The following is a 26739-nucleotide window of genomic DNA, read 5'->3' as shown; positions in this document are numbered from 1 at the left end:
TTGCACGGTAGTCCTATAAGGCTTTTCCCTAGTCCGTGCAGTCACTTCGCTACCTAGACTTACGTCCAATGGGCACCCGCCCTGCGCCAGCCGACCATGCAGCACGATAACGACAAAAACATTGCGGTCACTGTTATGAGTAAAGCTGATGCTTTCGCCCAGGCGGGAAAAACCGCCGTGCTGCAGAACATTCACGGCACCCTGCAATTCCTGCAGCGCTTTTCGCCGTTCAACCAGATGGAAAACGCGCACCTGGCGTTTCTGGTGGAGCAATGTCAACTGCGCTTCTACGGCGCCGGTGACAGCATTCTCAAGCCGTCGGGCGGGCCGGTGGAACACTTCCATATCGTCAAGCAAGGCCGCGTGGTGGGTGAACGCCCGGACTCCACCGAAACCACGTTCGAAATCACCACCGGTGAGTGCTTTCCGCTGGCCGCATTACTCGGCGAACGAGCGACCCGCACCGAACACAAAGCCGCCGAAGACACCTTCTGCCTGCAACTGAACAAGCCGGCCTTTATCAAGCTGTTTGCGCTGTCCAGCCCGTTCCGCGATTTCGCCTTGCGCGGCGTCAGCAGCCTGCTGGACCAGGTCAACCAACAGGTGCAACAAAAGGCCGTGGAAACCCTTGGCACCCAATACTCGCTGAACACCCGCCTGGGCGAATTGGCCATGCGCCATCCGGTGATGTGCAGCCCGCAAACACCGCTGCGCGAAGCCGTGACGCTGATGCATGAGCAGCAAGTGGGCAGCATCGTGATCGTCGACGACCAGCAGGCGCCTCAGGGCATCTTCACCCTGCGCGACCTGCGCCAGGTGGTAGCCGACGGCACCGGCGACTTCAGCCAGGCCATCGTGGGCCACATGACCCAGGCGCCGTTTTTTCTCACGCCGGACCACAGCGCCTTCGACGCCGCCATCGCCATGACCGAACGGCATATCGCCCACGTGTGCCTGGTGAAGGACCAGCGCCTGTGCGGCGTGGTGTCCGAACGCGACCTGTTTTCCCTGCAACGGGTCGACCTGGTGCACCTGGCCCGTACCATCCGCAACGCGCCCAGGGTCGACAACCTGGTGGCGATGCGCGGCGAGATCGGTCAACTGGTGGAGCGCATGCTCGCCCACGGCGCCTCGTCCACCCAGATCACCCATATCATCACGCTGCTCAACGACCATACTGTGTGCCGGGTGATCGAGCTGACCCTCGCCGAAAAGGGCGACCCGGGCGTGCCGTTCAGTTGGTTGTGCTTCGGCAGCGAAGGGCGCCGCGAACAGACGCTGTACACCGATCAGGACAACGGCATCCTGTTCGAGGCCAGGGACGCCGCCGAAGCCGCCGAGCTACGCGGGCGCCTGCTGCCGTTGGCGCAGCAGATCAACCAGAGCCTGGCCCTGTGCGGCTTCAGCCTGTGCAAGGGCAACATCATGGCCGGCAACCCCGAGCTGTGCCTGTCTCGCGCCGAATGGGCGCGCCGCTTTGCGGCGTTTATTCGCGAGGCCACCCCGGAAAACCTGCTGGCTTCGAGCATCTATTTCGACCTGCGCGTGGTGTGGGGCGATGAGCAGGGCTGTGAGCAACTGCGCCAGGGCATCCTTGACCAGGTCGCCGACAACCGCCTCTTCCAGCGCATGCTGGCCGAGAACGCCCTGCGCCAGCGCCCGCCGGTTGGGCGCTTTCGCGATTTCGTGCTGACGCGCAACGGCGCTGAAAAGGCCACCCTCGATCTCAAGGTGCAGGGCCTTACGCCATTCGTTGACGGCGCCCGCCTGCTGGCCCTGGCCAATGGCATTCACGCCAATAACACCCTGGAGCGTCTGCGCCAACTGGTGATCAAGGCCGTGATCGAGCCGCTGGATGGCGCCGCGTATGAAGAGGCCTATCACTTTATCCAGCAGACCCGCATGCAGCAGCACCAACTGCAAAGCCGGGAAAACCAGCCGTACTCCAACCGCGTCGATCCCGACAGCCTCAACCACCTGGACCGCCTTATCCTGCGCGAATCCCTGCGCCAGGCCCAACGTCTGCAGAGCAGCCTGACATTTCGGTATCAGCTGTGAGCCTGTTCAGCTGGCTGCGCAAGACAAAACCGCGGCTCGACGCGGCGCAGCAGCAACGCCTGCTGCAACTGCCCACACCCTGCGCACTGGGCGACGGCTCTTTGCGCAGCCAGCGCTGGGTAGTGGTGGACCTGGAAACCAGCGGCCTGAACCTCAACCGCGACCAGGTGCTGTCCATCGGCGCCGTGGTGATCGAGGACGGTGCGGTGGACTTCTCGCAACTGTTCGAACGCACGCTGCACCGCGCCGACAACCGGCTCAGCCCCAGCGTGCTGATCCACGGCCTGGGCCCCAGCGCCATCGCCGCCGGCAGCGACCCGGTGGAGGCGCTGCTGGACTTCATGACGTTTGTCGGCGACAGCCCGCTGCTGGCCTTTCATGCGCCGTTCGATCAACACATGCTGGGCCGCGCGCTCAAGGACAGCCTGGGCTATCGTCTGGCCCACCCGTTCCTCGACGTGGCCGAGATCGCCCCGCTGCTGTGCCCCGACGCGCCACTGCGTGAAGCCGGGCTGGACGACTGGATCCTTCACTTTGGCCTGCACGTGGGCGAACGCCATCACGCCAGCGCCGATGCCCTGGCCACGGCAGAACTGATGCTGATCCTGTTCAGCCGCGCGCGCCAGCAGCACATCGACTCGCCAAAGGCCTTGCAGGAGCGCTTGGGCCAATGGAGACGGCGCAAAAACGCGCCATCGTTTTAGTGTCACCTCCCGACAAACACCAATTGCGCCCATCCGATGCCTCTGCCACAATCGCGAATAATTCTCGTTAGTTTAAACAATTCGTTTATCCGGTGATGCCTTGTCGTCAGTCCAGCCTTCCCACAGTGAGCTTGTTGGCGCGTTGTACCGCGACCATCGTGGCTGGCTGCTGGCCTGGCTGCGGCGCAACGTGGCCTGCGCCAGCCGCGCCGAAGACCTCAGCCAGGACACCTTCGTGCGCCTGCTGGGACGTGCCGAGCTGCACGAACCCCGCGAGCCGCGTGCCTTTCTGGTGGCCATCGCCAAGGGCCTGCTGTTCGACTACTTCCGCCGCGCGGCGCTGGAACAGGCCTACCTCACCGAACTGATGCTGATCCCGCAAAGCGAACACCCTTCGCCCGAAGCACAGCAATTGATCCTCGAAGACCTCAAGGCCATCGACCGCCTGCTCGGCAAACTGTCGAGCAAGGCCCGCGCCGCGTTTCTGCACAGCCGCCTGGACGGCATGGGCCACGCCGAAATTGCCCAGCGCCTGGGCGTCTCGGTGCCTCGCGTGCGTCAGTACCTGGCCCAGGGGATACGCCAGTGCTACATCGCCTTGTACGGCCAGCCGCTGTGATAGGTGCCAAACCGGTCTCGGCGCGGGTGCTGGATGCCGCGATTGCCTGGCAACTGTCCCTCGACGCGGGCGACGCCAGCGCGGTGGAACAGGAAGAACTGCGCAGATGGCTGGCCAGCGATGCCGAACACGCCCGCGCCTGGCGTCAGTTGGGCATGCTCGACCAGCGTTTCAGCGCAGCCTCGGGCCCGGCGCGGGCGGCCTTGCTGCAGTCGCGCGAAGGCATTCGCCAGCGTGTGCGCAAGCTGGGCCGTGGCCTGGCGAGTATCGCGCTGGTGTGCGGGCTGGCGTTGTTTGCCGGCGAGCGCTACGTGCCACTGCATTACTGGCTCGCCGACCACCGCACCGCCACCGGCGAGCAACGCACGCTGACACTGGCCGATGGCACCTCGATCAACCTCAACACCCACAGCGCCATCGACGTGCGCTTCGACGAACAGCGCCGCCTGATCGTGTTGCAGGCAGGCGAAATCCTGATCGAAACCGGCCATGGCGACGCGCGCCCGTTTTACGTACAAACCCCCGACGGCAGCCTAAGGGCACTGGGCACGCGGTTCATCGTCAAGCGCGAAGACCACGCCACGCGCCTGAGCGTGTTGCAGTCGGCCGTGGCCGCGCAGCCTGAGGCGCTGCATCAGGCACAGATCGTCAAGGCCGGCCAGCAAGTGCTGATGCGCAGCGATGGCCTTGGCCCGGTGCTGGCCGCCGCCCCCGGCAGCGACGCCTGGACGCGCGGCATGCTGGTGGTCGACAACGCGCGCCTCAGTGACGTGATCAAGGAGCTCGGCCGCTACCGCAGCGGCCATTTGGGCGTGGATAAAAACGTGGCCGACCTGCGCATCACCGGCAGTTTCCCGCTGCGCGATACCAACCTGGCGCTCAATGCATTGCTGCCGACGCTGCCGGTGCAGATTGAGCAGCACACGCCGTGGTGGGTGACGGTGCGCGCCAGGCCTTAAAAATGTGGGAGGGGGCTTGCCCCCGATGAGGCCCTCAACAACAACCCAAAAAATATTTACCTCCCGCCCTATCACTTTCCAATTCTCATCCGGCATCCAGGCAATCGAGAAATATTTCCAGGAGCCGCCCTTCATGTCCCGCACGCTCGACACCCTGTTGCGCCCCAGCCTGTTAGCCGTGGCCATTGCCTTCGGCACCCCGCTCGCCAGCCCCTTGCTGCTCGCCGCCGAACAATCCGCCAGCGTGCGCGCCTACAACCTGCCGTCCGCGCCACTGGCCAGCACCCTGAACCAGATCGCCAGCCAGGCCGGCCTTGCGCTGACCCTCAACCCGACCCTCGCCGCCGGCAAGACCTCGGCACCGGTCAAGGGCCAGTTCGATGCGCAAAGCGCGCTGCGTGAAGCCTTGCGCGGGACAGGGCTGCAACTGGAGCAAGGCACGGCAGGGACGTTTACGTTGGTGCCGATGCCGGACGGGGTTGTGGCGTTGCCGCAGACCAGCGTTATCGGGCAGGGGGGTTATGAGAGTGCGTGGGGGCCGGTGGAGGGTTACCTGGCCAAGCGCACCGCCGCCGGCACCAAGACCGACACCGCACTGGTCGAAGCGCCACGCTCGATTTCCGTTGCCACCCGCGAGCAGATGCAGGACCGCAACGTCCAGAACCTGGACGATGCCGTCAAATACATGCCCGGCATTGTGTCCGCCAGCTACGGCAGCGACACGCGCTACGACTGGATGCGCGTACGCGGCTTCGAACCCACCCAATTCCTCGACGGCCTGCCACTGCCGCGCGGTGTGTACGCCAACCCTAAAGCCGAAACCTGGAATCTGGACCGCCTCGCCCTGCTGCGCGGCCCTGCCTCGTCGGTCTATGGCCAGACCCCGCCGGGCGGTCTGCTGGACATGGTCAGCCGGCGTCCCAGCGCAGAATCGAGTAACGCGGTGCAGGTGCAGTACGGCAGTGACAACTACCGTCAGATCAACTTCGACAGCACCGGCAAAATCGATGACGAAGGCCAATTTCTCTACAGCCTCAGCGGTGTGCTGCGTGATGCTGGCACTCAGGTCGACCATATCGACAATAAGCGCTACAACATTGCGCCCAGCCTGAGCTGGAATATCGATACCGATACCAAGTTGACCCTGCTGTCACAGTTCACCCGCGATGATACCGGCACCACCAGCCAGTTCCTGCCGATCCAGGGCACCAAGATCAAATCACCGCTGGGCAAGGTTTCCCACCACAAGAACCTTGGCGATCCCGATTACGACTTCTACGACCGTACCTACTACGCACTCGGCTACGCATTCGAGCATCGCTTCAACGATACTTGGCAATTCAAGCAGAACCTGCGCTACACCAAGTCCGAATTGGCATTCCAGCAACTGACGGTCGGTTCCTACGCATTCTCTCCTGCTGATGCGAATGGCAATATCAGCCGCTCCTCGACCAACGTGGACGAGGACATCAGCCAGTTCGCAGTGGATAACAATTTCCAGGCTGACTTCGCTACCGGCAACATCACTCACACCCTGCTGCTGGGCCTGGATCATCAACGCACCGACACCTCGTACCTGGCGATTTTCGGCGACGGCGGCACCACCAACATTTTCAACCCGGTCTACGGTCAGCCGATCGTACGCCCGGCGCGCTCGACAGCCTTCTACGACTACAACCAGAAAACCGTGCAGACCGGCCTTTACGTGCAGGACCAAATGGCCCTCGATAACTGGCGCCTGACCCTTGGCGGCCGGGAAGACTGGGTACACCAGGGCACCACCTACTTCAATAAAAACGACGCCACCAATACCGACCGCAGCAAGAACTTCAGCGGCAATGCGGCGTTGAGCTATGTGTTCGACTCAGGTTTCGTGCCCTACCTCTCCTACGCCGAGTCGTTCCAGCCCGCGAGCAACGCCAGCGTAGACCCCGTCCAGTCGTTCAAACCGACCGAAGGCCAGCAGTGGGAACTGGGGATCAAATACCAGCCGCCCGGCTCCAACACCCTGCTCAGTGCCGCGGTCTACGACCTGGCGCAGAAGAATGTACAAGTCACCAGCTTCCAGTCCGGTGGTGCCTCGGTCACCGATCAGACCGGCGAAGTGAAGGTCAAGGGCCTGGAATTGGAAGCCGTGTCTGACGTGACCGACAACCTCAAGGTAATCGCGGCCTATACCCTGGCCAAGTCTGAAGTGCAAAAGGGCCAGTACAAAGGCAACCGTCTGCAACTGATCCCCAATCAGCAAGCCTCGCTGTGGACCGACTACACCTGGCATACCGGACCACTCGACGGTTTCGGTATCGGCTTTGGCGCGCGCTACACCGGCAACACCTATGGCGACCAGGCCAACACCTGGGCCGGAAAAGCCAATGCCTACACCGTGTTCGACGGCGCCGTGCACTATGACCTCGGCCGACTGGACAACAGCCTCAAGGGTGCGTCGGTGAAAGTGAACGCCACTAACCTGTTCAACAAGGATTACATTTCCACCTGCGATGGCTCCTACTGCTACTTCGGCGACCAACGCAGCGTAGTCGCCAGTGCCACTTATCAGTGGTAATCCGCTGAGTTAACCACCAGGCCGTCCTCCGGGACGGCTTCGGTGCGTTTGAAGGCTAGAAAAATGAAAAGCAAAACCATCCGCCGCTGGTCCTTCATCCACACCTGGACCAGCCTGATCTGCACCGTATTCCTGTTGCTGCTCGCCCTCACCGGGCTGCCGCTGGTGTTTCATCATGAGATCGACCACCTGCTGGGCAACGAGCCGACGCTTGCGCAGATGCCGGCCGACACGCCGCAGCTCGACCTGGAACAACTGGTCGCCAAAGCCCAGGCCCATCGCCCGGGCGAGGCCATGCAATATTTGGCCTGGGACGAGGACGACAAAAACGGGGTGATCGCGATCATGGCGGCGACCGCCGGCACCGAGCCCAACGCGTCGCACACCTTCATGCTCGACGCACGCACCGGTGAATCGGTGGAGATGCCGTCGGCCAATGGCGGTTTCACGCTGTTCGTGCTGCGCCTGCATGTGGACATGTTCGCCGGCCTGCCGGGCAAGTTGCTGCTGGCGTTCATGGGCTTGCTGTTTGTGCTGGCGATTGTCTCCGGCACGGTGCTGTACCTGCCGTTCATGCGGCGTTTGAAATTCGGGACGGTGCGCCAGGATAAATCCACGCGCCTGCGCTGGCTCGACCTGCACAACCTGCTCGGCGCGGTCACCCTGACCTGGGCGCTGGTGGTGGGCGTGACCGGCGTGATCAGTGCCTGCGCCGATCTGATCATCGCTGCCTGGCGCACCGACAGCCTCAGCACCATGATCGAACCCTACAAAAACGCCCCGCCGCTGACGCAGCGCGCACCGGTCACCGAGTTGCTGAGCATTGCCGCCAAGGCCGCGCCGGGCATGCAGCCGGACTTCATCGCCTTCCCCGGCACACGCTTTTCCAGCGAGCACCATTACGCCGTGTTCATGAAAGGCAGCACGCACCTGACCTCGCATCTGCTCACGCCGGTACTGATCGACGCCCGCACCCTGGCCGTCACTGCCATTGCCGAACGGCCGTGGTACATGGACGCCATGGGCATGTCGCAGCCGTTGCATTTTGGTGACTACGGCGGCATGCCGATGAAGATCCTGTGGGCGTTGCTGGATGTGCTGACCCTCATCGTGCTGGGCAGCGGCGTGTACCTGTGGCTCGTGCGGCGCAGGGCGGGCAAGGCATGAAGCCGCGCCAGTCGAGTTTCTGGAAGGTGTTTGGCATACCGCTGGGGATCGGCCTGCTCAGCGCCACCGGGTTGTTTGCGGCGCTGTTGGGCGACGGGCTCTGGGACGTTTTGAGCTGGGTGGGGCTGGGGATTCCTGCGGTGATTGGCGCCTGGGGGTTGTTGGCGCGGCGCGGCTGAGTGCGCTATCGGGAGCAAGCCCCCTTCCACATTTTGAATTGTGAATACTTTCAAATGTGGGAGGGGGCTTGCTCCCGATGAGGCCCGAAAAAACACCACAATCTCCTCGCCAGCCACCGCCCAACCTCATAGGCTAGGCCCCTGCCCACTTCGAGGAATGCCCATGTCCACGCCCAGCATGACCTTGTTCCACAACCCCGCTTCGCCCTTCGTGCGCAAAGTCCGCGTGCTGCTGATCGAAACCGGCCAGCAGGACCGCGTGGCCCTGCACGACTGCGTGCCGACGCCAGTCAGCCCGGACGCCCAAGTGGTGCAAGGCAACCCTGTCGGCAAGATCCCGGCCCTGCGCCTGGCCGATGGCAACATGCTGCACGACAGCCGGGTGATCCTCGATTACCTCGACCACCAGCACGTCGGCAACCCGCTCATCCCTCGCGACGGCTCGGCCCGCTGGCGTCGCCTCACATTGGCCTCGATGGCCGACGGCATCCTGGATGCCGCCGTGCTGACGCGCTACGAGCTCGCCCTGCGCCCGGTGGAAAAACACTGGGCTGCGTGGCTGGACGAACAACGCCACAAAATACGCCGCACCCTCGCCGAGCTGGAACAGGGCGCAATGGCCGAACTGGCCAGCCATTTCGACATCGCCGCCATCAGCGCGGCCTGTGCCCTGGGCTACCTTGATTTCCGCCATCCGGACCTGCAGTGGCGGGCAGATAACCCCAGGCTTGCGCAGTGGTATGCCGAGGTCAGCCAGCGGCCTTCGATGCTGCAGACCCAGCCACCTGCCTGACATTCTGTGGCGAGCGGGCTTGCCCCGCGTTGGGCTGCGAAGCAGCCCCTCAAGCAGATTGCGGTGCTTCAGGCACTCCTCTGCGGCTGGTTTTGGGGCTGCTGCACAGCCCAGCGCGGGGCAAGCCCGCTCGCCACAACAGCGTGTTGATCCTGCTCACCAACTGGTTCCTTAACTGTTGATCCTCGCGCAAGCCCATCATTGCTCAATCCCCTTGCGTCGGCCCACGCCGTACCAATCCAGTTTTCGCGTCAGCACCATCACCGTGCCGAGCAGGGCGAACAGCAACAGCGAGCCCATCAGCAGCGCATAATCCTCGGCGCTGAGCAGGCCGTACAACAAGCCATACAGCGCCGCCAAACCCACCGAAAATCCCAGGCCGTGGGCAATGCTGCGCAGCACATGACACACGTAAAAGCCGATCAACAGCACACAGGCGCTCGCCGAGATCAGGTAGGCCAGGGCGAAACCCAGGTGTTCGGCCAGCGACAGCAACAGCAGGTAAAAGAAGGCCAGGGCCGCGCCCACCAGGGCGTACTGGATCGGGTGCACCGCCAGGTTCTTCAGCACTTCGAACAGGAAGAAAGCGCCAAAGGTCAGGGCAATGAACAGCAGCGCGTATTTGATCGCGCGGTCGCTCTTGAGGTACTGGTCCACGGGATCGATGAAGTTCACGCCGAAGCTGCGGTTGTTGAGGTCTTCACAGGCCTGGCGGTCCAGGCAGGTTTGCAGGGCCTGCTCCAGGTTGGTGGCGAAAAAGGAGGTCTGCCAGTGGGCGGTAAAACCCTTGTCCGTGACGTCTCGCTGCGTCGGCAGGAAATTGCCGATAAAGCTGGGGTGTGGCCAGTTGGAAGCGAGTGACACCTGGCTGGTCTTGCCCACCGGCACCACGTGCAACTGTTCGGTACCTTGCAGGCGCAGGTCGAAGGCGAACTCCAGCGCGGCAGGCTTGCGGCTGTCCAGCGTCGGCAACGCCACGTGCACGCCCTCCCCCAGCCAGTCCACCTGGGAGCCCGGCGCGAACTCAAGGCGCTGGCTGCCCAGCTCCAGTTTCAGCGCATTTTCGATGCCGCGAATATCGCTGATACCCACCGCCAGAAACGCCGGCTCAAAGCGGTAATCGGCAAAATGCTCGGTAATGCCCAATTGCTCTGGCAACGCGAAACGCCCGCTGATGCGGTTGTCGGCATGGAACAGCCGCGCCTGGTAAATGCCCCGCGCACGCAGTTCGGTCTGCACCCGGCCGTCGAGCTCAAAACGCTCCGGCAGGAAATACAGACGACCGCGCTCTTCGCGGGTTTCTTCGTAGCGTTGATTGAGTTTTTCATTGAGCTTCCACTCGCGCACGGTCCTGCGATAAGGCACCACCATCACCGGGCCAGTGAGGCGCTGTGCGTAACTGGAGCTGCGGGCGATATCCGTCAATACGTCATCGCGCGTCTGCTGACGGTCACTGATGATGCCGTTGATCATCAGCAACGGAATCATCAACAGCAACATCAACAGCGCAATGGCGCCAAGTTTGAAAAGCAGGCTGCGGTTCATCGGGGCTCTCCCTGTTTTGGATGGGCAGAGCGTGAGCCGCGCATGTGGGCGATTTATGTGGGCATCGTGGAGACTGTGTGGAGATGCAGCACCACTTGCACGCCGCCCGGCACATTGCTGATCGCCATGGCGCCACCGTGCAGCTTCATCACTTCTTCGACAAAGTTGAGGCCCAGACCCGTGCTTTTGCGTCCGCTGGCCGGGCGTGGCAGCGAGTAAAAGCGCTCGCTCAGGCGCGGCAGGGCATAGTCGGGAATCGGCTCTGCCTGGTTGAACAGGCTGACGTCTACATCGTGATGCCGCACCTGCGCGCTGAACCTCAGCGTGCCGCCGGCCGGGGTGAAATCCAGGGCGTTATCCAGCAGATTGCCCAGCGCCTGGCGCAACAGAAAGGGCTCGCCGAACACCTGCACATCCGCCGCAATGGCCTGCTCAACCCGCAACCCTGCCCCTTCGATACGCGCGCACTGCGCCGTGAGCACCTCATCGACCAATGCCGCCAGCGGGATGCTCGCCTGCTCTTCCAGGCCCTGGCGCTGTTCGACCTGCGCCAGGTTCAGCAGGCGTTCGATCAACTGCTGCAGGCGCGCGCTTTCGCTGTCGATATTGCCGACGAAGCGCTGCTGCTGCTCGCGGCTCATGTCGCCCTGCAACAACTCCGCCGCGCCGCGAATCGCCGCCAGCGGGCTTTTCAACTCGTGGGTCAGGGTGTGCACGTAATGCTCAACGTATGCCTTGCCTTCCAGTTGCGTGCGCATGTGCTCCACGGCGGTGGACAACTGCTTGAGCTCGCCGCCCCGATAATGCGGCAACTCGGCACGGCGCCCCTCGCTGACCGCCTCGGCATAGGCGGTGAGGCGCCGCAAGGCAGCGCTCAACCACCACGACAGCAACGCGCCGAGCAGCAGGCCGAGCACCACCAGCCCGGCGCCGTACCACAGCAGACGGCGCTCGGTGCGGTCGACATAGGGCTGCAAGGAACTGTTGGGCTTGGCCACGGTGACCACGCCGATGATCCGGCCGTGGTCGCGGATCGGTGCGCCCACGTGCATCACCGACGAGGCCGGGTCGTCGGGGTCGCTGCGGGTGGAACGCGCGCCGTATTCACCGCGCAGGGTCAGGTACACGTCGTTCCAGCGGGAATAGTCCTGGCCCAGCGCTTGCCCCGTGGAGTCGAGCAGCACCCGGCCCTGGGCGTCGGTCACATAGATGCGATGGTTGACCTGGTTTTTCGGCAGCCCCCAGATGGTCGCGCCCGGCTGGCGGCTGCCGTAGGCCTTGAGCAGCTGCGGCCAATGGCTTTGGCCGAGGGTGCCGTTCTGCACGTCGTTGCGCAGCACTTCGGCCAGCAGGTTGGCGGTGTCCACCAGGGTTTCCTCGGTGGACTGACGCACACCGGGCCGAATTTCGTTCATGACGGTGCTGAGCACGAAATAACCGGTCAGGCCGATAAACAGCGCATACACCAGGAAAATCCGCAGCCCCAGGCGCATCAGCTGTTGCCGGGGCTGTAGCTGTAGCCGAGGCCGCGATGGGTCTGGATCGGCTCGGCCTGCGCCGCCACGCTGCGCAATTTGCTGCGCAGGCTTTTGATGTGAGTGTCGATATTGCGCTCGTAGCCGGCGTCGGCGGGCACGCCCACCGCGTCCAGCAGTTGCTCGCGGCTGAATACCCGCTCGGGCTGTTCCAGCAGGCTTTGCAAGAGGCGGAACTCATGGCGGGTCAGGCTCAGGGGCTGGCTGCGATAGGTGATCTGCATGCGCTCCAGATCGATCTGGAACACCGCCGGCGGCGCCCCCGGGCCGACCCGCTTGAGAATCGCCCGCACCCGCGCCGCCACTTCACGCGGGCTGAACGGCTTGACCACGTAGTCGTCGGCGCCGATCTCCAGCCCCACCACCCGGTCGATCTCGCCATCCCGGGCGCTGAGAAACATCACCGGCACTTCGCTGAAACGGCGCAGTTGCCTGCAGGTTTCAAAGCCGCTGATATCCGGCAGGCCGATGTCGAGAATCACCAGGTCGGCCGGGGTCTGGCGCTGGTGCGCAAGTGCCGCCTGGCCGAGGGTCAGCCAGGTGGTGGTGAACCCTTCGCCCTGCAGGGCGAAGATCAGCGTATCGGCAATTGCGGCTTCGTCTTCGACAATCAGGATGTGCGCCATGGCGGTCCGTCAGCAGTCCGGTTTGTCGGCAGTGTAGCGCCGCGCCGGGTTCACTGCCGCGCCGAATTCGCGCAGGGCCTTGGCGCCGATCAGCAGCGGATAGTTGAAACTGCTGCGGTCGGTCAGGTTGACCTCGACGGTGCGCTTGACGTCGCCCAGGCACATTTCCAGGTCGATCACCGGCCGCTTGGTCACGCTGGACTCTTCCTTGTCGTCATCCTCGTCGGCGCGGCTCTTGATCTTGCTGATACGCGCGACCTTGTGCTCGTAGACCTTGTTCGACGCGTCCTGGCCGCCGAGGCGAAAGCGTACCCAGTCGTCGCCATCACGGGTGAAAGTCTGGATGTCGCGGGCCGACAGCGAGGCGGTCAGCGCGCCGGTGTCCATCTTGGCCTTGAAGGTCTCGCCGATCTCCGGCAACTGGATGTATTCGTAGCGCCCGTAGAGGGTCGGTTCGGCGGCCATGACGGGCAGGGCAACCAGGGTGAACGCGGCAAAGAGCAATTTCACGGCGTGATTCCTCGAAAGAAGGTGGGCGGATTCTAGACCGCAAACCCGGCACTTAGTTGGATGACCGAGCATAGCGTGACCGGTGTGAAACATTCGTGGGGCGATTTGCGATTTGGCCTGCGCACGTTGCTTGCTTATGATGAGCGGCCCACAGGAATTCCAAGAGTTGCTTATGCGCCGCCTGCTCACCGGCTGTTGCGTCACGTTGCTGCTGTTGCTCAATACGCTGATCCTGATCGGCCCGTTGCTGGTGTTCGCGCTGCTCAAGCTGGCAGCGCCGGGGCGCTGGCGCGACCATGCCTCGGCGGCGGTGATGTGGATCGCCGAAACCTGGGCCGAGATCGACAAGCTTGTCTTCTCGCTGTGCATCCCGACCCAGTGGGACATTCGCGGCGGCGCCGACCTGCGACGTGACACCTCTTACCTGGTGATCAGTAATCACCAGTCGTGGGTGGATATCCCGGCACTGATCCAGGCGCTCAACCGGCGCACGCCATTCTTCAAGTTTTTCCTGAAAAAAGAACTCATCTGGGTGCCCTTCCTGGGCCTTGCCTGGTGGGCGCTCGACTACCCGTTCATGAAGCGCTACACCAAAGCGTTCCTGGCCAAACACCCGGAGCTGGCGGGGCAAGACCTGAAGATCACCAAACAGGCCTGCGAACTGTTCAAGCGCCAGCCGGTGACGGTGGTCAATTACCTGGAGGGCACGCGGTTCAACGAAACCAAGCGGGTGCAGCAGGAATCACCCTTTACCCGCCTGCTCAAGCCCAAGGCGGGCGGCGTGGCGTTTGTGCTGGCGGCGATGGGTGAACAGCTGGACGCGATCCTCGACGTGACCGTGGTCTATCCACAGCAGAAGATCCCGGGATTCTGGGACTTGATCAGCGGCGGCGTGCCGAAAGTGATTGTGGATATCCGCACCCGTGAGCTGGATCCGGCGTTGTGGCAGGGGGATTACGAGAACGATCCGGCGTTTCGCCAAACCGTCCAGAACTGGGTCAACCAGCTCTGGAGGGAGAAAGACGCGCGCATCGAACAGCTGCGCGCGCAGCAGGCTTAGCCGCCAGTGCCCCAGGCCTGGGCCAGCTTGCCCAGTACCGAGCCGTTGGCGCCCTGACTGCCCAGGTATTGCAGGATCACCGGCGCAAACTGGCCGATCATGCCGCTGTCCATGCCCAGGGCGCTGAACGCGGTGTTCAGGTCGTTGGTGTTCTTCACGTTGCCCAACAGGCCGTCCAGGCCGCTGGTCTTGCTGCCGCCACCCTGGCCGAGCATCCCGCTCAAGGCCCCGAGGCTGCCCAATGCATTGTCGCCGGACAGCTTGTCCAGCCCCGGTACGCTCTTGGCCAATTGCGAATAATCGTTGCCGCTCAGCCGGTTCTTGGCCAGGCCCAGCATCGCGCCGGTGCCGCCGACGGCCTGTTCGGGGGTGACATTGAGTTGCGAGGTGAGTGCGCTCAGCAGACCGGCCGTCTCGGACGACGGCGCGGCGGCAGCGGCCTTGTTGTTGCCGCCCTGCATGCCGGAAATCGCATTGGCCGCATCACCAAGGCTGAACCCTGCGGCGAACACCGGGGCCGCTGCCAGGGTCATCAGGCAGGAAAGGGCGAAACCGCGTGAAATATTCATCGAAACAACCTCTGCAGGTGGGGGCGAAAGCAGGCGTTGGACTGGCGATAACAGGGCTTGTTCCCAACCGCATCCGAAACGCCCCGGCCTGCGTATAGCACTGACAGGCCGCCCGGAGCTGGATGGAATGACTGCGCAAATTGGATTACCCTCTGCCCACCGTGCGCAGTCCCGTCGCCCTCGCTCGAGAGCCTGGAGAAGCCCCATTACGCTCACCGATGCTGACCCATTACGCCCGCTGCTGGCCCAATGCGCCCTGGGCAACCGCCAGGCGTTCGAAACCCTGTACCGTAGCGTTTCGCCGCGCCTGCATGGGGTGGCCTACCGCTTCATGGGCCGTGCGGACCTCGCCGAGGACGTGTTGCAGGAAGCCTTCGTGCGCATCTGGTACAACGCGTCGCGCTACGAGCCTCACCTGGCGTCGCCCATGACCTGGATGGTGAACATCACCCGCAACCTGGCCATCGACCAATTGCGCAAACGCCGTGAGCAACCCCTTGTCGACGGCCAGCAGGACGCCCTGTTCGACGAAGGCCCCAGCGCCTATGACCAGCTCGACAGCGAACGCAACGCCCGCGCCCTCAACCGTTGCCTGGACACCCTCGACGGCATGCAGCGCCAATCCATCACCGTGGCTTACTTTCGAGGCCTGTCGTGCTCGGAGCTGGCCGAACACCTGGCGGCCCCCCTGGGCTCGGTCAAATCCTGGATTCGTCGCGGCATGGAGCGCCTGCGCAGGTGCCTTGAATCATGAACTACCACACCACCGCCCTGCGCCGCGCCCTGGCCGCCGACTACGCGATTGGCCTGATGCCCGCCACCGCCCGTCGCCGGTTTGACGCCCTTCTGCTCAACGATGCCGCGCTGCGCGCAGAGCTTGGGCATTGGCAGGAGGCGCTTGCCAGCCTCACCGGCAGCCTGCCCGAACGCGCAGTGCCTGATCACGTGTGGGCAGGCATCCAGGCGCGGATCGAGCCGCAAAAGCTGCACGTACCGGCGAAAAAACCGTGGTGGAGAAAGGGGCGCCTGCTGGCTGCCGCGTGCGCCCTGATTGCGGCAGTGTTGATCGGCGTGCTCTACCCTCGCGACACGGGCCTTGCATACCGCACCACGCTGGTCGCCGCCGACCAGCAGCCAGCGTTGCGGATCGACACGTTTGCCGATCACCTGCAGGTTGAACCACTCGCAATAGCCGCTTTGACGCCTGCGCAGGCGCTGGAATTATGGGTTATTCCCGCCGGTGGTAAACCGATCTCCCTCGGGCTGGTACCGACGGCAGGCAAGGGCCGAATTCAGTTGAGCGAGGCTCAGCAAACGCTGCTCAAAGCCCCGGCCACCCTCGCCGTCACCCTCGAACCTGAAGGCGGTTCACCGAGCGGCCAGCCGACCGGCCCAGTGCTATATAAAGGCCAATTGGCATCACTCTGACGAAGATCGCCGACGATGGGCCCCGGAACCCATCGTCATTGGCAAGGTCCATGAACTGACTACAAAATTTGTCAGGAAGAGACTTATGACTGCGATCCAACCCCCAGTGATTGAGCACAAGCCTCCATTCTGGAGCCGTCCGCGCCTGTTTATCGGCGCCTGTGTCGTCGTGGTTGCCGGTGTCGGCGGCGCGCTCTACACCCAAGACAGCGTCAAATCCGCCGCCACCCTGGTGACCACCGCCCAGCAGCCGGCCGCGCAGATCATGGCGCACAAGGATTACCTGGAAGTGCAGCCGATTGCCGCCACGGCCCCGGCGCCCGACCAAAGCCTGGAACTGTGGGCCATCCCCGAAGGCGGCACGCCCGTGTCCCTGGGGCTGTTGCCGGAAGACGGCAAAGGCATCATCGGCCTGAACCCGCGCCAGCAGGAAACCATCAGCAAACCGGTGGAATTGATGGTGAGTTCGGAAACCAAGGGCGGTTCGCTGAGCAAGCAACCGACAGGCCCAACCGTCTATCAGGGCGCATTGGCCACACGCTGACTCAAATCTATTGAACACAGCAGAACCCATGTGGGAGGGGGCTTGCCCCCTCCCACATTTGAACCTCATCGGCTGGGTGACTTGCTCAGGGCGCAGGATTGCGTTTGTAGTTCGGCGTTCGTCCACATGGCAACACGGGTTTGACTACCCGATTGAAACAACGTCGTCCTCCAGGACTTTGCCCTCCTCTGCGCCATCCCGTTGCGTGATGGCTGTGAATTGCTGAATGTGATCAGCCGACGGCTGCAATCGTAGGCGCGCGCCTGGACTTAAGTAGTCCATTTCCGAAACGTTAAAACCGCCCCTGCATGCGTCTTACCTCGCTTGTAGCGCCTTCTTATAGTCGTGCGCCACAGTCCTGAAGGTGCACGCAATGCTGGGAACACATCCTCAACCAGCACATTCGCAACACCGTCGTGCTGCCTGGGCAATTGGTCATTATCGGAGACAGCCGAACTGCTGCCTGTACCGCTGAAGAAGCTCGCTTGATGCAATCGGCCGGCAACATCAAACATGCTCTGTTGGCACATTCCGCCACTGATCAATTCCTGATCAAAAACTACGATCAGTTACAGGCCATCATGTCCCATGCTTCTTTGGGTATCGGCAGTGTGAGCGGTGCATGGAGCAAGCACCTGACGCAGATCGAAGAGACGCTCAGGCAAATCGATGAGTGCGACTGCGTTGGAGATAACGGAGGCTTGCTCCACGGGGCGTGAACTGGAGTGCACGAAAGCGACATATATTGAAGGCGCCAAGCTGGTGGGTGCCGTGGGTGGCTCATACTGGGGAGGGATGGTGCTTGTTGAGGACGTTGAAAAAATCCCTCTGCACCTCAAATACTGGATGGTCGTACCTACACTCGTTACCTACCTATCCTTTGCCGGTATGTTTATCAGCTGGCTTTTCATCACAGACTAATTCGCCATGAAAAAGGGCGACCCCAGGGTCGCCCTTATCTATCGCCTCACGCCGCGCTAAACATCTTATGCGGATCAATCACAAACTTCTTCGGCACACCTGCATCGAACTCGCCGTACCCACGCGGCGCGTCATCCAGGCTGATCACCTGCACGCCGACGATGTCGGCAATGTTGATGCGGTCCCACATGATCGCCTGCATCAGTTGGCGGTTGTACTTCATCACCGGCGTCTGCCCGGTGTGGAAGCTGTGGGATTTAGCCCAGCCCAAACCAAAGCGGATGCTCAGGCTGCCCATTTTCGCGGCAGCGTCCACCGCGCCTGGGTCTTCGGTGACGTACAGGCCCGGAATACCGATCTTGCCCGCCACGCGCACCACACCCATCAGCGAGTTAAGCACGGTGGCCGGTGCTTCGGCCTTGACGCCGTCGTGGCCGTGGCCGCGTGCTTCGAAGCCCACGCAGTCAACGGCGCTGTCCACTTCGGGCTCGCCCAGCAGTGCGGCGATCTGTTCGTGCAGCGGGGTGTCGGTGGACAAGTCGGCAATTTCGAAACCCTGGGCCTTGGCGTGCGCCAGGCGGATCGGGTTGACGTCGCCGATGATCACCACCGCCGCGCCCAGCAGACGCGCGGAAGCCGCAGCGGCCAGACCGACCGGGCCAGCACCGGCGATGTACACGGTGCTGCCTGGGCCGACGCCGGCAGTGACGGCGCCGTGGTAGCCGGTCGGCAGGATGTCGGAGAGGCAGGTCAGGTCGCGGATTTTCTCCATGGCCTTGTCGCGGTCCGGCAGCTTCAGCAGGTTGAAGTCAGCGTACGGCACCAGCACGTATTCAGCCTGGCCGCCTGTCCAGTCGCCCATGTCGACGTAGCCGTAGGCGCCACCGGCACGAGCCGGGTTGACGGTCAGGCACACGCCGGTGTGTTGTTCCTTGCATGAGCGGCAGCGGCCGCACGCCACGTTGAAGGGTACGGAGACCAGGTCGCCGATTTTCAGGTTCTCGACGTCGCTGCCCTTCTCGATCACTTCACCGGTGATTTCGTGACCGAGCACCAGGCCGGTCTGAGCGGTAGTGCGGCCACGCACCATGTGTTGGTCGGAGCCGCAGATATTGGTGGAGACCACGCGCAGAATGACGCCGTGTTCAATCTTCCTGCCACGGGGGTCCTGCATTTTGGGATAGTCGATTTTCTGTACTTCGACCTTGCCGTTGCCGAGATACACGACACCACGATTACCAGACATGCTTTCACCTCGCTGTTGTTTTTATGGAACTGCGTTGCCCCTTTGGGTGGGCAGCGCGTTAAGTGCTCGGGTACAGATGCTGTTTCCTTGTGTTTTTCCTGCGGGCCTCATCGGCGGCAGGCCCCCTCAGGGGAATGCATTCCAAATGTGGGAGGGGGCTTGCTCCCGATGGCGCCAGTCAGAGCACCACTGTCCTATTGGCGTTCAAAAAAACCCGCCTTTCAATGTGATACCCCACCGCCCGCGCCAATGTGAGCCCTTCGATATCCCGCCCCTTGGCAATCAAGTCCTCGGGATAGTGGCTGTGGTCCACCACTTCCACCCCCTGGGCAATGATCGGGCCTTCATCCAGATCGTTATTGATGTAATGCGCCGTGGCACCGACCAGCTTCACCCCTTTGTTGTACGCCTGGTGATAAGGCTTGGCGCCCTTGAATCCCGGCAGCAGCGAGTGGTGGATGTTGATCGCCTTGCCGTCCAGCTTGCGGCACAGCTCCGGTGACAGCACTTGCATGTAGCGCGCAAGGATCACCAGTTCCGCGCCCGTCTCTTCAATCACCTGCCACACCTGACGCTCCTGGGACGGTTTGTCGTTGGGGTCGAGGGGGAAATGGTAGTAGGGAATCTGGTGCCAGTCGGCCAACGGTTGCAAATCAGGGTGATTGGACACTACCGCAACGACGTCCATCGACAGCTGGCCGATGCGTTGGCGGTACAGCAGGTCGTTGAGGCAGTGATCGGCCTTGGAGACCATGATCACCACTTTTGGCCGGTAGTTCGGCGCCGTCAGCTCGAAGATCATGCCAAAGGCTTCACCGCGGGTGGCCAGGCCATCGCGAAAACCCTGCTCGTCAAAACCATCTGGCTGGCGAAATTCCACCCGAATAAAAAACCGGCCCGAGAGGCGATCATCGAACGAATGGTGCTCGGTGACGTAGCAGCCCTGCTCGAACAGGTAGCGGGTGACCGCGTCCACCGTGCCGAGCACGCTGGGGCAGTCGGCAGTCAAAATCCATGTATCGGGTGCGCGGCTCATGGTTTATTCCTCAGGCTTGAACACTCAGGCCGAACTCGGCCGAGGCATCCTGCAGCCACAACCACCAGTAATCCGAGAAGCTGCGACGAATCAGCAGTTCCCAGGTGTCTTCTGCCGTGTGGCGGATCACCAGTTGCGACTTGGCGAACACCGTGCCCACCGCCTTGCCCACCGGGAAGTTGTTGGGGTGCACGTCGTAGCTGGTGGACTTCATCAGCACATCGCGCACGTTCGGGCCGCTGAGCTCAAGGATCTGCTGGCCGCCGCTGACGTTGACGATCTGGATATGCAGCTCGCCCAGGGCCGCGCGCAGGTTTTGCTCGGCGGCAAACTCTTCACCGCCTGGCACGATCAACAGCCACTCATCCGGGCCGAGCCATTGCAGGCTGGTTTCGCCCTTGACGATGACCTGCAGGGCGCCGGGCAATTCAATACCCACCGCCTTGTGAACGCCAGCGGCGAAGGCGGCGTCATGGCCATCGCCACGGATGGTCAGGTGGCCGAGGAGTTTCTTTTCACGCACGGTCACGCCGGCATTGTTGCGGCCCTTGCCGACCAGGCTGGCGAGGTCGGCATGGTGCAGCGAGGATTCGGCTTTGGCGCCGGTGGTGGGGCGTTGTTGGTAAACATTGGCTGCTGTCATAAAGCACCTATCTGAATTCTGGGGTGACTGTTCCGGCCTCATCGGGAGCAAGCCCCCTCCCACATTTGAAATGTATTCACAAATCAAAATGTGGGAGGGGCTTGCTCCCGATGGCCGCGCCGCGGTCTATCAGATGTTCTGCCGATCCCCTTTCGGATCAAAGAACACCGAAGACACAATCTCCGCCTCAATCACGCTGCCATCCGCCTGCGGCGAGAACACCCGCTCGCCAATGCGCTTCAAGCCGCCCTTGACCACACCCATGGCAAACGAATAACCCAGGGAGTTGTGCGCATAACTTGAGGTGACGTGACCGACCATCTTCATCGGAATGGTCTGCTTGGCGTCCAGCACAAGCTGCGCGCCTTCGGGCAGCCACACGTTCGGATCAATCGGCTTGAGCCCCACCAGTTGCTTGCGCTCTTCACGCACGCAGTCTTCACGGTTCATGCCACGCCAGCCGATCCACGAGAACGGCTTGGTGCGGCCTACGCACCAGCCCATGTTCAGGTCGTCCGGGGTCATCGAGCCGTCAGTGTCCTGGCCGACGATGATGAAGCCCTTCTCGGCCCGCAGGACGTGCATGGTTTCAGTGCCATACGGGGTCAGGTTGTATTTTTTGCCGGCCTCGACGATTTTCTCCAGCACGCCCATGGCGTAGTCGGCCTGCACGTTGACTTCATACGACAGCTCACCGGTAAACGAGATACGGAACACCCGCGCCGGCACGCCGCCGACCAGGCCTTCCTTCCAGGTCATGAACGGGAAGCCGTCCTTGTCGAGGTCGATGTCGGTGACTTCGGCCAGCAGCTTGCGGCTGTTGGGGCCCGACAGGGTCATGGTCGCCCAGTGGTCGGTGACCGAGGTGAAGTACACCTTGAGGTCTGGCCACTCGGTCTGTTGATAGATTTCCAACCACTGAAGAACACGCGCCGCACCGCCGGTGGTGGTGGTCATCAGGAAGTGGTTGTCGGCGAGGCAGGCCGTCACGCCGTCGTCGAAGACCATGCCGTCTTCCTTGCACATCAGGCCATAGCGCGCCTTGCCCACGTCGAGCTTGGTCCACGCATTGGTGTAGATGCGGTTGAGGAACTCGCGGGCATCCGGGCCTTGAATGTCGATCTTGCCGAGGGTGGACGCGTCCAGCAGCCCGACGCTGTCGCGCACGGCCAGGCATTCGCGCTTCACCGCCGCGTGCAGGTCTTCACCGTTGCGCGGGAAGTACCACGGGCGTTTCCACTGGCCGACGTCTTCAAACTCGGCGCCATTCTTCACGTGCCAGGCTTGCAGCGCGGTGTAGCGCACCGGTTCGAAGATGTGCCCACAGTGACGCCCTGCTATCGCGCCAAAGGTGACCGGCGTGTAGTTGGGACGGAACATGGTGGTGCCCATCTGCGGGATGGTCACGTTCAGCGAGCGCGCGGCAATCGCCAGGCCGTTGACGTTACCCAGTTTGCCCTGGTCGGTGCCAAAGCCCAGCGCGGTGTAGCGCTTGACGTGCTCGACCGACTCGAAGCCCTCGCGGGTCGCCAGTTCGATGGCAGCGGCGGTGACGTCGTTTTGCAGGTCGACAAATTGCTTGGGCGCCCGTGCAGTGGCTTTGTCGTGGGGCACCTGGAACAGCGCCAGGGTCGGCTCTTCCAGACGGCTCAAGGCTTTTGGCAGCGTGCCTTCCACCGGCGCAAACCCGGCTTCGCTGGCCGCGCGCACGCCGCCTTCAAAACCGTCGGCCAACGAATCGCCAAGGCCATAAACGCCATTGATACCGCCGACGCACACGCGTTTCTGCGGCGCTTCGCCCGGCACGAAACCGAGAATGTCTTCGCGCCAGGTCGGCTTGCCGCCCAGGTGCGAGGCCAGGTGCACCACCGGGCTGTAACCGCCGGAGCTGGCGACCAGGTCGCAGTCCAGCCATTCGCCGGGGCTGCTGACTTTATGGGCTTTCACATCGATCGCCGCCACACGGGCAGCGGTGACGTGCTTGCTGCCACGGGCCTCGATCACGGCACTGCCGGTGAGAATGCGAATGCCCTTGGCGCGGGCTTCTTCCACCAGCGCGCCGCGTGGGTTGTGGCGCGCATCGGCCACGGCCACCACTTGCAGGCCGGCATCGAACCAGTCCAGCGCCACGCGGTAGGCATGATCGTTGTTGGTCGACAGCACCAGTTTCTTGCCCGGCGCCACGCCATAACGACGCACGTAGGTGGAAACTGCACCGGCGAGCATGTTGCCCGGCACGTCGTTGTTGCCGTACACCAGCGGACGCTCGCACGCACCGGTGGCCAGCACCACGCGTTTGGCGCGCACGCGGTGGATACGCTGACGCACCACGCCAATCGGCGCACGGTCACCGAGATGATCGGTGAGGCGTTCGTGAATGGTCAGGAAGTTATGGTCATGGTAACCGTTGACCGTGGCGCGGGGCAGCAGCACCACGTCCGGCAGGGTTTTCAATTCGGCGATGACGCTGGCGACCCATTCGGTGGCCGGCTTGCCGTCGAGGCTTTCGCGCGAATCGAGCAACGAGCCGCCGAATTCTTCCTGCTCATCGGCGATGATCACACGCGCACCGCTGCGTGCAGCCGCCAGTGCGGCGGCGAGGCCGGCAGGGCCTGCGCCCACGATCAGCACGTCGCAGTGACGGTTGAAATTGTCGTAGGTGTCCGGGTCGTTCTCGGTTGGCGAGCGGCCAAAGCCGGCAGCCTTGCGGATGTACTTCTCGTAGGTCATCCAGAACGATTGCGGGTACATGAAGGTTTTGTAGTAGAAACCCGGCGGCATCAGCTTGCCGCCGACCTTGCCGAGAATGCCCATCATGTCGTTGTTCACGCTCGGCCAGCCATTGGTGCTGGTGGCGACCAAACCCTGATACAGCGCCTGTTGCGTGGCGCGCACGTTGGGGATTTGCGTGGCTTCGGTGGCGCCGATCTGCAGCACCGCGTTCGGCTCCTCGGCGCCGGCGGCAAAGATGCCGCGCGGGCGCGAGTACTTGAAGCTGCGGCCGATGATATCGACGCCGTTGGCCAGCAGGGCGGCGGCCAGGGTGTCGCCTTCAAAGCCCTTGTAGCTCTGGCCGTTGAAGGTAAACGTCAGGACCTTGTTGCGGTCGATGCGGCCACCGTTGGACAGGCGATTGATCTGGCTCATACCTTCTCTCCAGAGGCCTTGGCGGTGAATTGTGGCTGCTCACCGATCTTGTAGGTTTCAAGGATTTCGTAGGTCACGGTGTCGCGGGTGGCGTTGAAGTACTGACGGCAACCGGCGGCGTGAATCCACAGTTCGTGATGCAGGCCACGGGGGTTGTCGCGAAAAAACATGTAGTCGCCCCACTCGGCATCGGTGCAGGCATTCGGGTCCAGCGGGCGCGGGATGTGCGCTTGGCCGGACGCGTGGAATTCCTCTTCGGAGCGCAGTTCGCCACAGTGAGGACAGAAGATATGCAACATAGGAAATTTCTCCTGTTAGTGGGCGACGGCCGCAGCGCCGTGTTCGTCGATCAGCGCACCGTTGTGGAAACGGTCGATGGAGAAAGGCGCGGCCAATGGGTGCATTTCACCTTTGGCGAGGCTGGCGGCAAACACGTTGCCCGAGCCTGGGGTGGCCTTGAAGCCACCGGTGCCCCAGCCGCAGTTGAAGAACATGTTTGGCACCGGGGTCTTGGAGATGATCGGGCACGCATCCGGCGTGGTGTCGACGATGCCGCCCCACTGCCGGTTCATGCGCACGCGGGACAACACCGGGAACATCTCGACGATGGCCTGGATCGTGTGTTCGATCACCGGGTACGAACCGCGCTGGCCGTAGCCGTTGTAGCCGTCGATGCCGGCGCCGATCACCAGGTCGCCCTTGTCGGACTGGCTGATGTAACCGTGCACGGCGTTGGACATGATCACACTGTCGATAATCGGCTTGATCGGCTCCGACACCAACGCTTGCAGCGGGTGGGATTCGATTGGCAGACGGAAGCCCGCAAGCCCGGCCATGTGCCCGGAGTTACCGGCGGTGACCACACCGACGCGCTTGGCGCCGATAAAGCCCTTGTTGGTCTCCACGCCGATGCACACGCCGTTTTCCTTGCGAAAGCCGATCACTTCGGTCTGCTGGATCAAGTCCACGCCGAGTGCGTCAGCCGCGCGGGCAAAGCCCCAGGCCACGGCATCGTGACGGGCCACGCCGCCGCGACGTTGCACCGTGGCGCCGAGTACCGGGTAGCGGGTGTTCCTGGAGCAATCCAGGTACGGGATCTCGTCGGCCACCTGTTTGGCGTTGAGCAGTTCGCCGTCCACGCCGTTGAGGCGGTTGGCGCTCACGCGGCGTTCGGAATCACGGATGTCCTGCAGGGTGTGGCACAGGTTGTAGACGCCACGCTGGGAGAACATCACGTTGTAGTTGAGGTCCTGGGACAGGCCTTCCCACAGTTTCATCGCGTGTTCGTACAGGTGCGCCGACTCGTCCCACAGGTAGTTGGAACGCACGATGGTGGTGTTGCGCGCGGTGTTACCGCCGCCCAGCCAGCCCTTCTCGACCACGGCCACATTGGTGATGCCGTGCTCCTTGGCCAGGTAATAGGCGGTCGCCAGACCATGCCCGCCGCCGCCGACGATGACCACGTCGTAGACCTTTTTCGGGGTCGGCGTGCGCCACATCTTCTGCCAGTTTTCGTGATGGCTGAGGGAGTGCTTGAAGAGGCCGAAGCCCGAGTAGCGTTGCATAGTCATTACTCCAAAACCGCGCTCAGCGATAAACCGGGAAATCAGCGCACAGGGCAGACACGTGCTTGGCCACGTTGGCCTCGACGTCGGCATCGCCGAGGTTGTCGAGGATGTCGCAGATCCAGCCGGCCAGCTCGACGCACTGCGCCACTTTGAAACCGCGCGTGGTCACCGCCGGGGTGCCGATGCGCAGGCCCGAGGTCACGAACGGCGACTGCGGGTCGTTCGGCACGGCGTTCTTGTTGACGGTGATGTGGGCGCGACCCAGGGCGGCGTCGGCGTCTTTGCCGGTGAGGCCCTGGCGGATCAGGCTGACCAGGAACAAGTGGTTGTCGGTGCCGCCGGAGACCACATCGTAGCCACGCTTGATAAACACTTCGGCCATCGCCTGGGCGTTGTCGATCACCTGTTGCTGGTAAACCTTGAAGCCAGGCTCGGCCGCTTCCTTGAAGCACACCGCCTTGCCGGCGATCACGTGCATCAACGGGCCACCCTGGGCACCGGGGAACACGGCGGAGTTGAGTTTTTTCTCGATCTCTTCGTTGGCCCTGGCCAGGATCAAACCGCCACGCGGACCGCGCAGGGTCTTGTGGGTGGTGGTGGTGACCACGTCGGCGTAGGGCAGCGGGTTCGGGTAAAGGCCGGCGGCAACCAGGCCGGCAACGTGGGCCATGTCGACGAACAGCAGCGCGCCGACCTTGTCGGCAATCGCACGAAAACGGGGGAAATCCAGAGTCTTGGAGTAGGCAGAGAACCCGGCCACGACCATTTTTGGCTTGTGCTCGACGGCCAGGCGTTCGACTTCGTCGTAGTCGATCAGGCCGGTGTCGGTGTTGATGCCGTATTGCACCGCGTTGTACAGCTTGCCCGAGGACGACACTTTGGCGCCGTGGGTCAGGTGACCACCGTGGGCCAGGCTCATGCCCAGGATGGTGTCGCCGGCGTTGATCAGCGCCAGGTACACCGCGCTGTTGGCCGACGAACCGGAGTGCGGTTGCACGTTGGCGTAATCGGCGCCGAACAACTGCTTGGCGCGCTCGATGGCCAGGGCTTCGACCTTGTCCACATGCTCGCAGCCGCCGTAGTAGCGCTTGCCCGGGTAGCCTTCGGCGTATTTGTTGGTGAGGCCGCTGCCTTGCGCCTGCATCACCCGTTTGCTGGTGTAGTTCTCCGACGCGATCAGCTCGATATGATCTTCCTGACGCTGCTCCTCGGCATTCATCGCCGCCAACAGTGCGTCGTCATATCCCTGGATCTGGTCTTGTTTGCTGAACATCGCGTCTCTCCCAGCCTTTCGTATTGTTGAGGCCCGTGCAGGGCCC

The 26739-nt window shown here is 62.8% G+C and carries 25 protein-coding genes; 13 read left to right on the top strand and 12 right to left on the bottom strand.

Annotated features, from left to right (window positions below; translation table 11 throughout):
• The first annotated feature begins 135 nt into the window (after positions 1 to 135).
• From TU79_RS02990 to TU79_RS02955, 8 genes are all read left to right on the top strand, one after another.
• Complete coding sequence (locus TU79_RS02990; RefSeq protein WP_057006721.1) at positions 136 to 2058, top strand: putative nucleotidyltransferase substrate binding domain-containing protein; 1923 nt, start codon at positions 136 to 138, stop codon at positions 2056 to 2058.
• Positions 2055 to 2762 (top strand): 3'-5' exonuclease, encoded by a 708-nt coding sequence (locus TU79_RS02985; protein ID WP_057006634.1) that lies wholly within the window; start codon positions 2055 to 2057, stop codon positions 2760 to 2762. The genes TU79_RS02990 and TU79_RS02985 overlap by 4 nt, the downstream gene beginning before the upstream one ends.
• A gap of 100 nt (positions 2763 to 2862) precedes the next feature.
• Complete coding sequence (locus tag TU79_RS02980) at positions 2863 to 3381, top strand: RNA polymerase sigma factor (protein ID WP_057006633.1); 519 nt, start codon at positions 2863 to 2865, stop codon at positions 3379 to 3381.
• Entirely contained in the window at positions 3378 to 4340 is a 963-nt protein-coding gene (locus TU79_RS02975; RefSeq protein WP_173670262.1) for a FecR domain-containing protein, read from the top strand. The genes TU79_RS02980 and TU79_RS02975 overlap by 4 nt, the downstream gene beginning before the upstream one ends.
• A gap of 133 nt (positions 4341 to 4473) precedes the next feature.
• Complete coding sequence (locus tag TU79_RS02970; protein ID WP_057006632.1) at positions 4474 to 6903, top strand: TonB-dependent siderophore receptor; 2430 nt, start codon at positions 4474 to 4476, stop codon at positions 6901 to 6903.
• 63 nt (positions 6904 to 6966) lie between these two features.
• Positions 6967 to 8070, top strand: coding sequence for a PepSY-associated TM helix domain-containing protein (locus tag TU79_RS02965; protein ID WP_057006631.1), 1104 nt, complete (start codon positions 6967 to 6969; stop codon positions 8068 to 8070).
• Positions 8067 to 8249, top strand: coding sequence for a hypothetical protein (locus tag TU79_RS02960; RefSeq protein WP_057006630.1), 183 nt, complete (start codon positions 8067 to 8069; stop codon positions 8247 to 8249). The genes TU79_RS02965 and TU79_RS02960 overlap by 4 nt, the downstream gene beginning before the upstream one ends.
• 163 nt (positions 8250 to 8412) lie before the next feature.
• Complete coding sequence (locus TU79_RS02955; protein ID WP_057006629.1) at positions 8413 to 9042, top strand: glutathione S-transferase; 630 nt, start codon at positions 8413 to 8415, stop codon at positions 9040 to 9042.
• A gap of 198 nt (positions 9043 to 9240) precedes the next feature.
• On the opposite strand, the gene creD is transcribed toward TU79_RS02955, so the two are convergent.
• Genes creD through rloA2 form a run of 4 tightly spaced genes read right to left on the bottom strand, consistent with a single transcriptional unit; the run spans position 9241 to position 13258 of the window.
• The gene (creD, locus tag TU79_RS02950; protein WP_057006628.1) at positions 9241 to 10587 is read right to left on the bottom strand and encodes a cell envelope integrity protein CreD; all 1347 of its coding nucleotides are present in this window, start codon (positions 10585 to 10587) and stop codon (positions 9241 to 9243) included.
• A 53-nt stretch (positions 10588 to 10640) separates the two neighbouring features.
• A complete protein-coding gene (gene creC, locus TU79_RS02945; protein WP_057006627.1) occupies positions 10641 to 12080 on the bottom strand; it encodes a two-component system sensor histidine kinase CreC in 1440 nt (479 codons plus the stop codon).
• The gene (gene creB, locus TU79_RS02940; protein WP_057006626.1) at positions 12080 to 12748 is read right to left on the bottom strand and encodes a two-component system response regulator CreB; all 669 of its coding nucleotides are present in this window, start codon (positions 12746 to 12748) and stop codon (positions 12080 to 12082) included. Before creB ends, creC begins: the two co-directional genes overlap by 1 nt.
• A gap of 9 nt (positions 12749 to 12757) precedes the next feature.
• Positions 12758 to 13258, bottom strand: coding sequence for a retropepsin-like aspartic peptidase RloA2 (rloA2, locus tag TU79_RS02935; RefSeq protein WP_057006625.1), 501 nt, complete (start codon positions 13256 to 13258; stop codon positions 12758 to 12760).
• Between the two features lie 172 nt (positions 13259 to 13430).
• Here rloA2 and TU79_RS02930 point away from each other — a divergent pair, with 172 nt between their 5' ends.
• Complete coding sequence (locus TU79_RS02930; RefSeq protein ID WP_057006624.1) at positions 13431 to 14318, top strand: 1-acylglycerol-3-phosphate O-acyltransferase, YihG family; 888 nt, start codon at positions 13431 to 13433, stop codon at positions 14316 to 14318.
• Here the strand turns inward: TU79_RS02930 and TU79_RS02925 are convergent.
• Positions 14315 to 14887, bottom strand: coding sequence for a DUF2780 domain-containing protein (locus TU79_RS02925; protein ID WP_057006623.1), 573 nt, complete (start codon positions 14885 to 14887; stop codon positions 14315 to 14317). The genes TU79_RS02930 and TU79_RS02925 overlap by 4 nt on opposite strands.
• A 127-nt stretch (positions 14888 to 15014) precedes the next feature.
• Between TU79_RS02925 and TU79_RS02920 the strand changes: the two genes are divergently transcribed.
• The 4 genes from TU79_RS02920 (at position 15015) to TU79_RS26405 (ending at position 17578) form a co-directional block, all read left to right on the top strand.
• Positions 15015 to 15641: an RNA polymerase sigma factor gene (locus tag TU79_RS02920; RefSeq protein WP_057006622.1), complete on the top strand. Its 627-nt coding sequence runs from the start codon at positions 15015 to 15017 to the stop codon at positions 15639 to 15641.
• Complete coding sequence (locus tag TU79_RS02915) at positions 15638 to 16315, top strand: anti-sigma factor (protein ID WP_057006621.1); 678 nt, start codon at positions 15638 to 15640, stop codon at positions 16313 to 16315. Before TU79_RS02920 ends, TU79_RS02915 begins: the two co-directional genes overlap by 4 nt.
• A gap of 85 nt (positions 16316 to 16400) precedes the next feature.
• Positions 16401 to 16859 (top strand): anti-sigma factor domain-containing protein, encoded by a 459-nt coding sequence (locus TU79_RS02910; protein WP_057006620.1) that lies wholly within the window; start codon positions 16401 to 16403, stop codon positions 16857 to 16859.
• A 488-nt stretch (positions 16860 to 17347) separates the two neighbouring features.
• A complete protein-coding gene (locus TU79_RS26405) occupies positions 17348 to 17578 on the top strand; it encodes a hypothetical protein (RefSeq protein ID WP_069665334.1) in 231 nt (76 codons plus the stop codon).
• A gap of 248 nt (positions 17579 to 17826) precedes the next feature.
• Here the strand turns inward: TU79_RS26405 and fdhA are convergent, their stop codons facing one another.
• The 7 genes from fdhA to TU79_RS02870 form a co-directional block, all read right to left on the bottom strand.
• Positions 17827 to 19026, bottom strand: coding sequence for a formaldehyde dehydrogenase, glutathione-independent (fdhA, locus tag TU79_RS02900; RefSeq protein ID WP_057006618.1), 1200 nt, complete (start codon positions 19024 to 19026; stop codon positions 17827 to 17829).
• A gap of 178 nt (positions 19027 to 19204) precedes the next feature.
• A complete protein-coding gene (purU, locus tag TU79_RS02895; protein WP_003234431.1) occupies positions 19205 to 20062 on the bottom strand; it encodes a formyltetrahydrofolate deformylase in 858 nt (285 codons plus the stop codon).
• 10 nt (positions 20063 to 20072) lie between these two features.
• The gene (locus tag TU79_RS02890; RefSeq protein ID WP_057006617.1) at positions 20073 to 20705 is read right to left on the bottom strand and encodes a sarcosine oxidase subunit gamma; all 633 of its coding nucleotides are present in this window, start codon (positions 20703 to 20705) and stop codon (positions 20073 to 20075) included.
• A gap of 129 nt (positions 20706 to 20834) precedes the next feature.
• Positions 20835 to 23852: a sarcosine oxidase subunit alpha gene (locus TU79_RS02885; RefSeq protein ID WP_057006616.1), complete on the bottom strand. Its 3018-nt coding sequence runs from the start codon at positions 23850 to 23852 to the stop codon at positions 20835 to 20837.
• Positions 23849 to 24151, bottom strand: coding sequence for a sarcosine oxidase subunit delta (locus TU79_RS02880; protein ID WP_003234437.1), 303 nt, complete (start codon positions 24149 to 24151; stop codon positions 23849 to 23851). The genes TU79_RS02885 and TU79_RS02880 overlap by 4 nt, the downstream gene beginning before the upstream one ends.
• A 15-nt stretch (positions 24152 to 24166) precedes the next feature.
• Complete coding sequence (locus tag TU79_RS02875) at positions 24167 to 25417, bottom strand: sarcosine oxidase subunit beta family protein (RefSeq protein ID WP_057006615.1); 1251 nt, start codon at positions 25415 to 25417, stop codon at positions 24167 to 24169.
• 22 nt (positions 25418 to 25439) lie between these two features.
• A complete protein-coding gene (locus TU79_RS02870; RefSeq protein WP_057006614.1) occupies positions 25440 to 26693 on the bottom strand; it encodes a serine hydroxymethyltransferase in 1254 nt (417 codons plus the stop codon).
• Between the last annotated feature and the right edge of the window lie 46 nt (positions 26694 to 26739).

It is taken from the genome of Pseudomonas trivialis, assembly GCF_001439805.1.
Taxonomy (GTDB): domain Bacteria; phylum Pseudomonadota; class Gammaproteobacteria; order Pseudomonadales; family Pseudomonadaceae; genus Aquipseudomonas; species Aquipseudomonas trivialis.
Note: the sequence above shows the minus strand (reverse complement) of the source record. Positions and strands in the feature narration are given on the sequence as shown.

Bases quoted from the DNA above. Each gene is read 5' to 3' on its own strand.
- TU79_RS02990 (WP_057006721.1), top strand. From the start codon at position 136: ATGAGTAAAGCTGATGCTTTCGCCCAGGCGGGAAAAACCGCCGTGCTG.
- TU79_RS02970 (WP_057006632.1), top strand. From the start codon at position 4,474: ATGTCCCGCACGCTCGACACCCTGTTGCGCCCCAGCCTGTTAGCCGTG.
- TU79_RS02965 (WP_057006631.1), top strand. From the start codon at position 6,967: ATGAAAAGCAAAACCATCCGCCGCTGGTCCTTCATCCACACCTGGACC.
- TU79_RS02960 (WP_057006630.1), top strand. From the start codon at position 8,067: ATGAAGCCGCGCCAGTCGAGTTTCTGGAAGGTGTTTGGCATACCGCTG.
- TU79_RS02955 (WP_057006629.1), top strand. From the start codon at position 8,413: ATGTCCACGCCCAGCATGACCTTGTTCCACAACCCCGCTTCGCCCTTC.
- creD (WP_057006628.1), bottom strand. From the start codon at position 10,587: ATGAACCGCAGCCTGCTTTTCAAACTTGGCGCCATTGCGCTGTTGATG.
- creC (WP_057006627.1), bottom strand. From the start codon at position 12,080: ATGCGCCTGGGGCTGCGGATTTTCCTGGTGTATGCGCTGTTTATCGGC.
- creB (WP_057006626.1), bottom strand. From the start codon at position 12,748: ATGGCGCACATCCTGATTGTCGAAGACGAAGCCGCAATTGCCGATACG.
- TU79_RS02930 (WP_057006624.1), top strand. From the start codon at position 13,431: ATGCGCCGCCTGCTCACCGGCTGTTGCGTCACGTTGCTGCTGTTGCTC.
- TU79_RS02925 (WP_057006623.1), bottom strand. From the start codon at position 14,887: ATGAATATTTCACGCGGTTTCGCCCTTTCCTGCCTGATGACCCTGGCA.
- TU79_RS02920 (WP_057006622.1), top strand. From the start codon at position 15,015: ATGACTGCGCAAATTGGATTACCCTCTGCCCACCGTGCGCAGTCCCGT.
- TU79_RS02915 (WP_057006621.1), top strand. From the start codon at position 15,638: ATGAACTACCACACCACCGCCCTGCGCCGCGCCCTGGCCGCCGACTAC.
- TU79_RS02910 (WP_057006620.1), top strand. From the start codon at position 16,401: ATGACTGCGATCCAACCCCCAGTGATTGAGCACAAGCCTCCATTCTGG.
- TU79_RS26405 (WP_069665334.1), top strand. From the start codon at position 17,348: ATGCAATCGGCCGGCAACATCAAACATGCTCTGTTGGCACATTCCGCC.
- fdhA (WP_057006618.1), bottom strand. From the start codon at position 19,026: ATGTCTGGTAATCGTGGTGTCGTGTATCTCGGCAACGGCAAGGTCGAA.
- purU (WP_003234431.1), bottom strand. From the start codon at position 20,062: ATGAGCCGCGCACCCGATACATGGATTTTGACTGCCGACTGCCCCAGC.
- TU79_RS02890 (WP_057006617.1), bottom strand. From the start codon at position 20,705: ATGACAGCAGCCAATGTTTACCAACAACGCCCCACCACCGGCGCCAAA.
- TU79_RS02885 (WP_057006616.1), bottom strand. From the start codon at position 23,852: ATGAGCCAGATCAATCGCCTGTCCAACGGTGGCCGCATCGACCGCAAC.
- TU79_RS02880 (WP_003234437.1), bottom strand. From the start codon at position 24,151: ATGTTGCATATCTTCTGTCCTCACTGTGGCGAACTGCGCTCCGAAGAG.
- TU79_RS02875 (WP_057006615.1), bottom strand. From the start codon at position 25,417: ATGCAACGCTACTCGGGCTTCGGCCTCTTCAAGCACTCCCTCAGCCAT.
- TU79_RS02870 (WP_057006614.1), bottom strand. From the start codon at position 26,693: ATGTTCAGCAAACAAGACCAGATCCAGGGATATGACGACGCACTGTTG.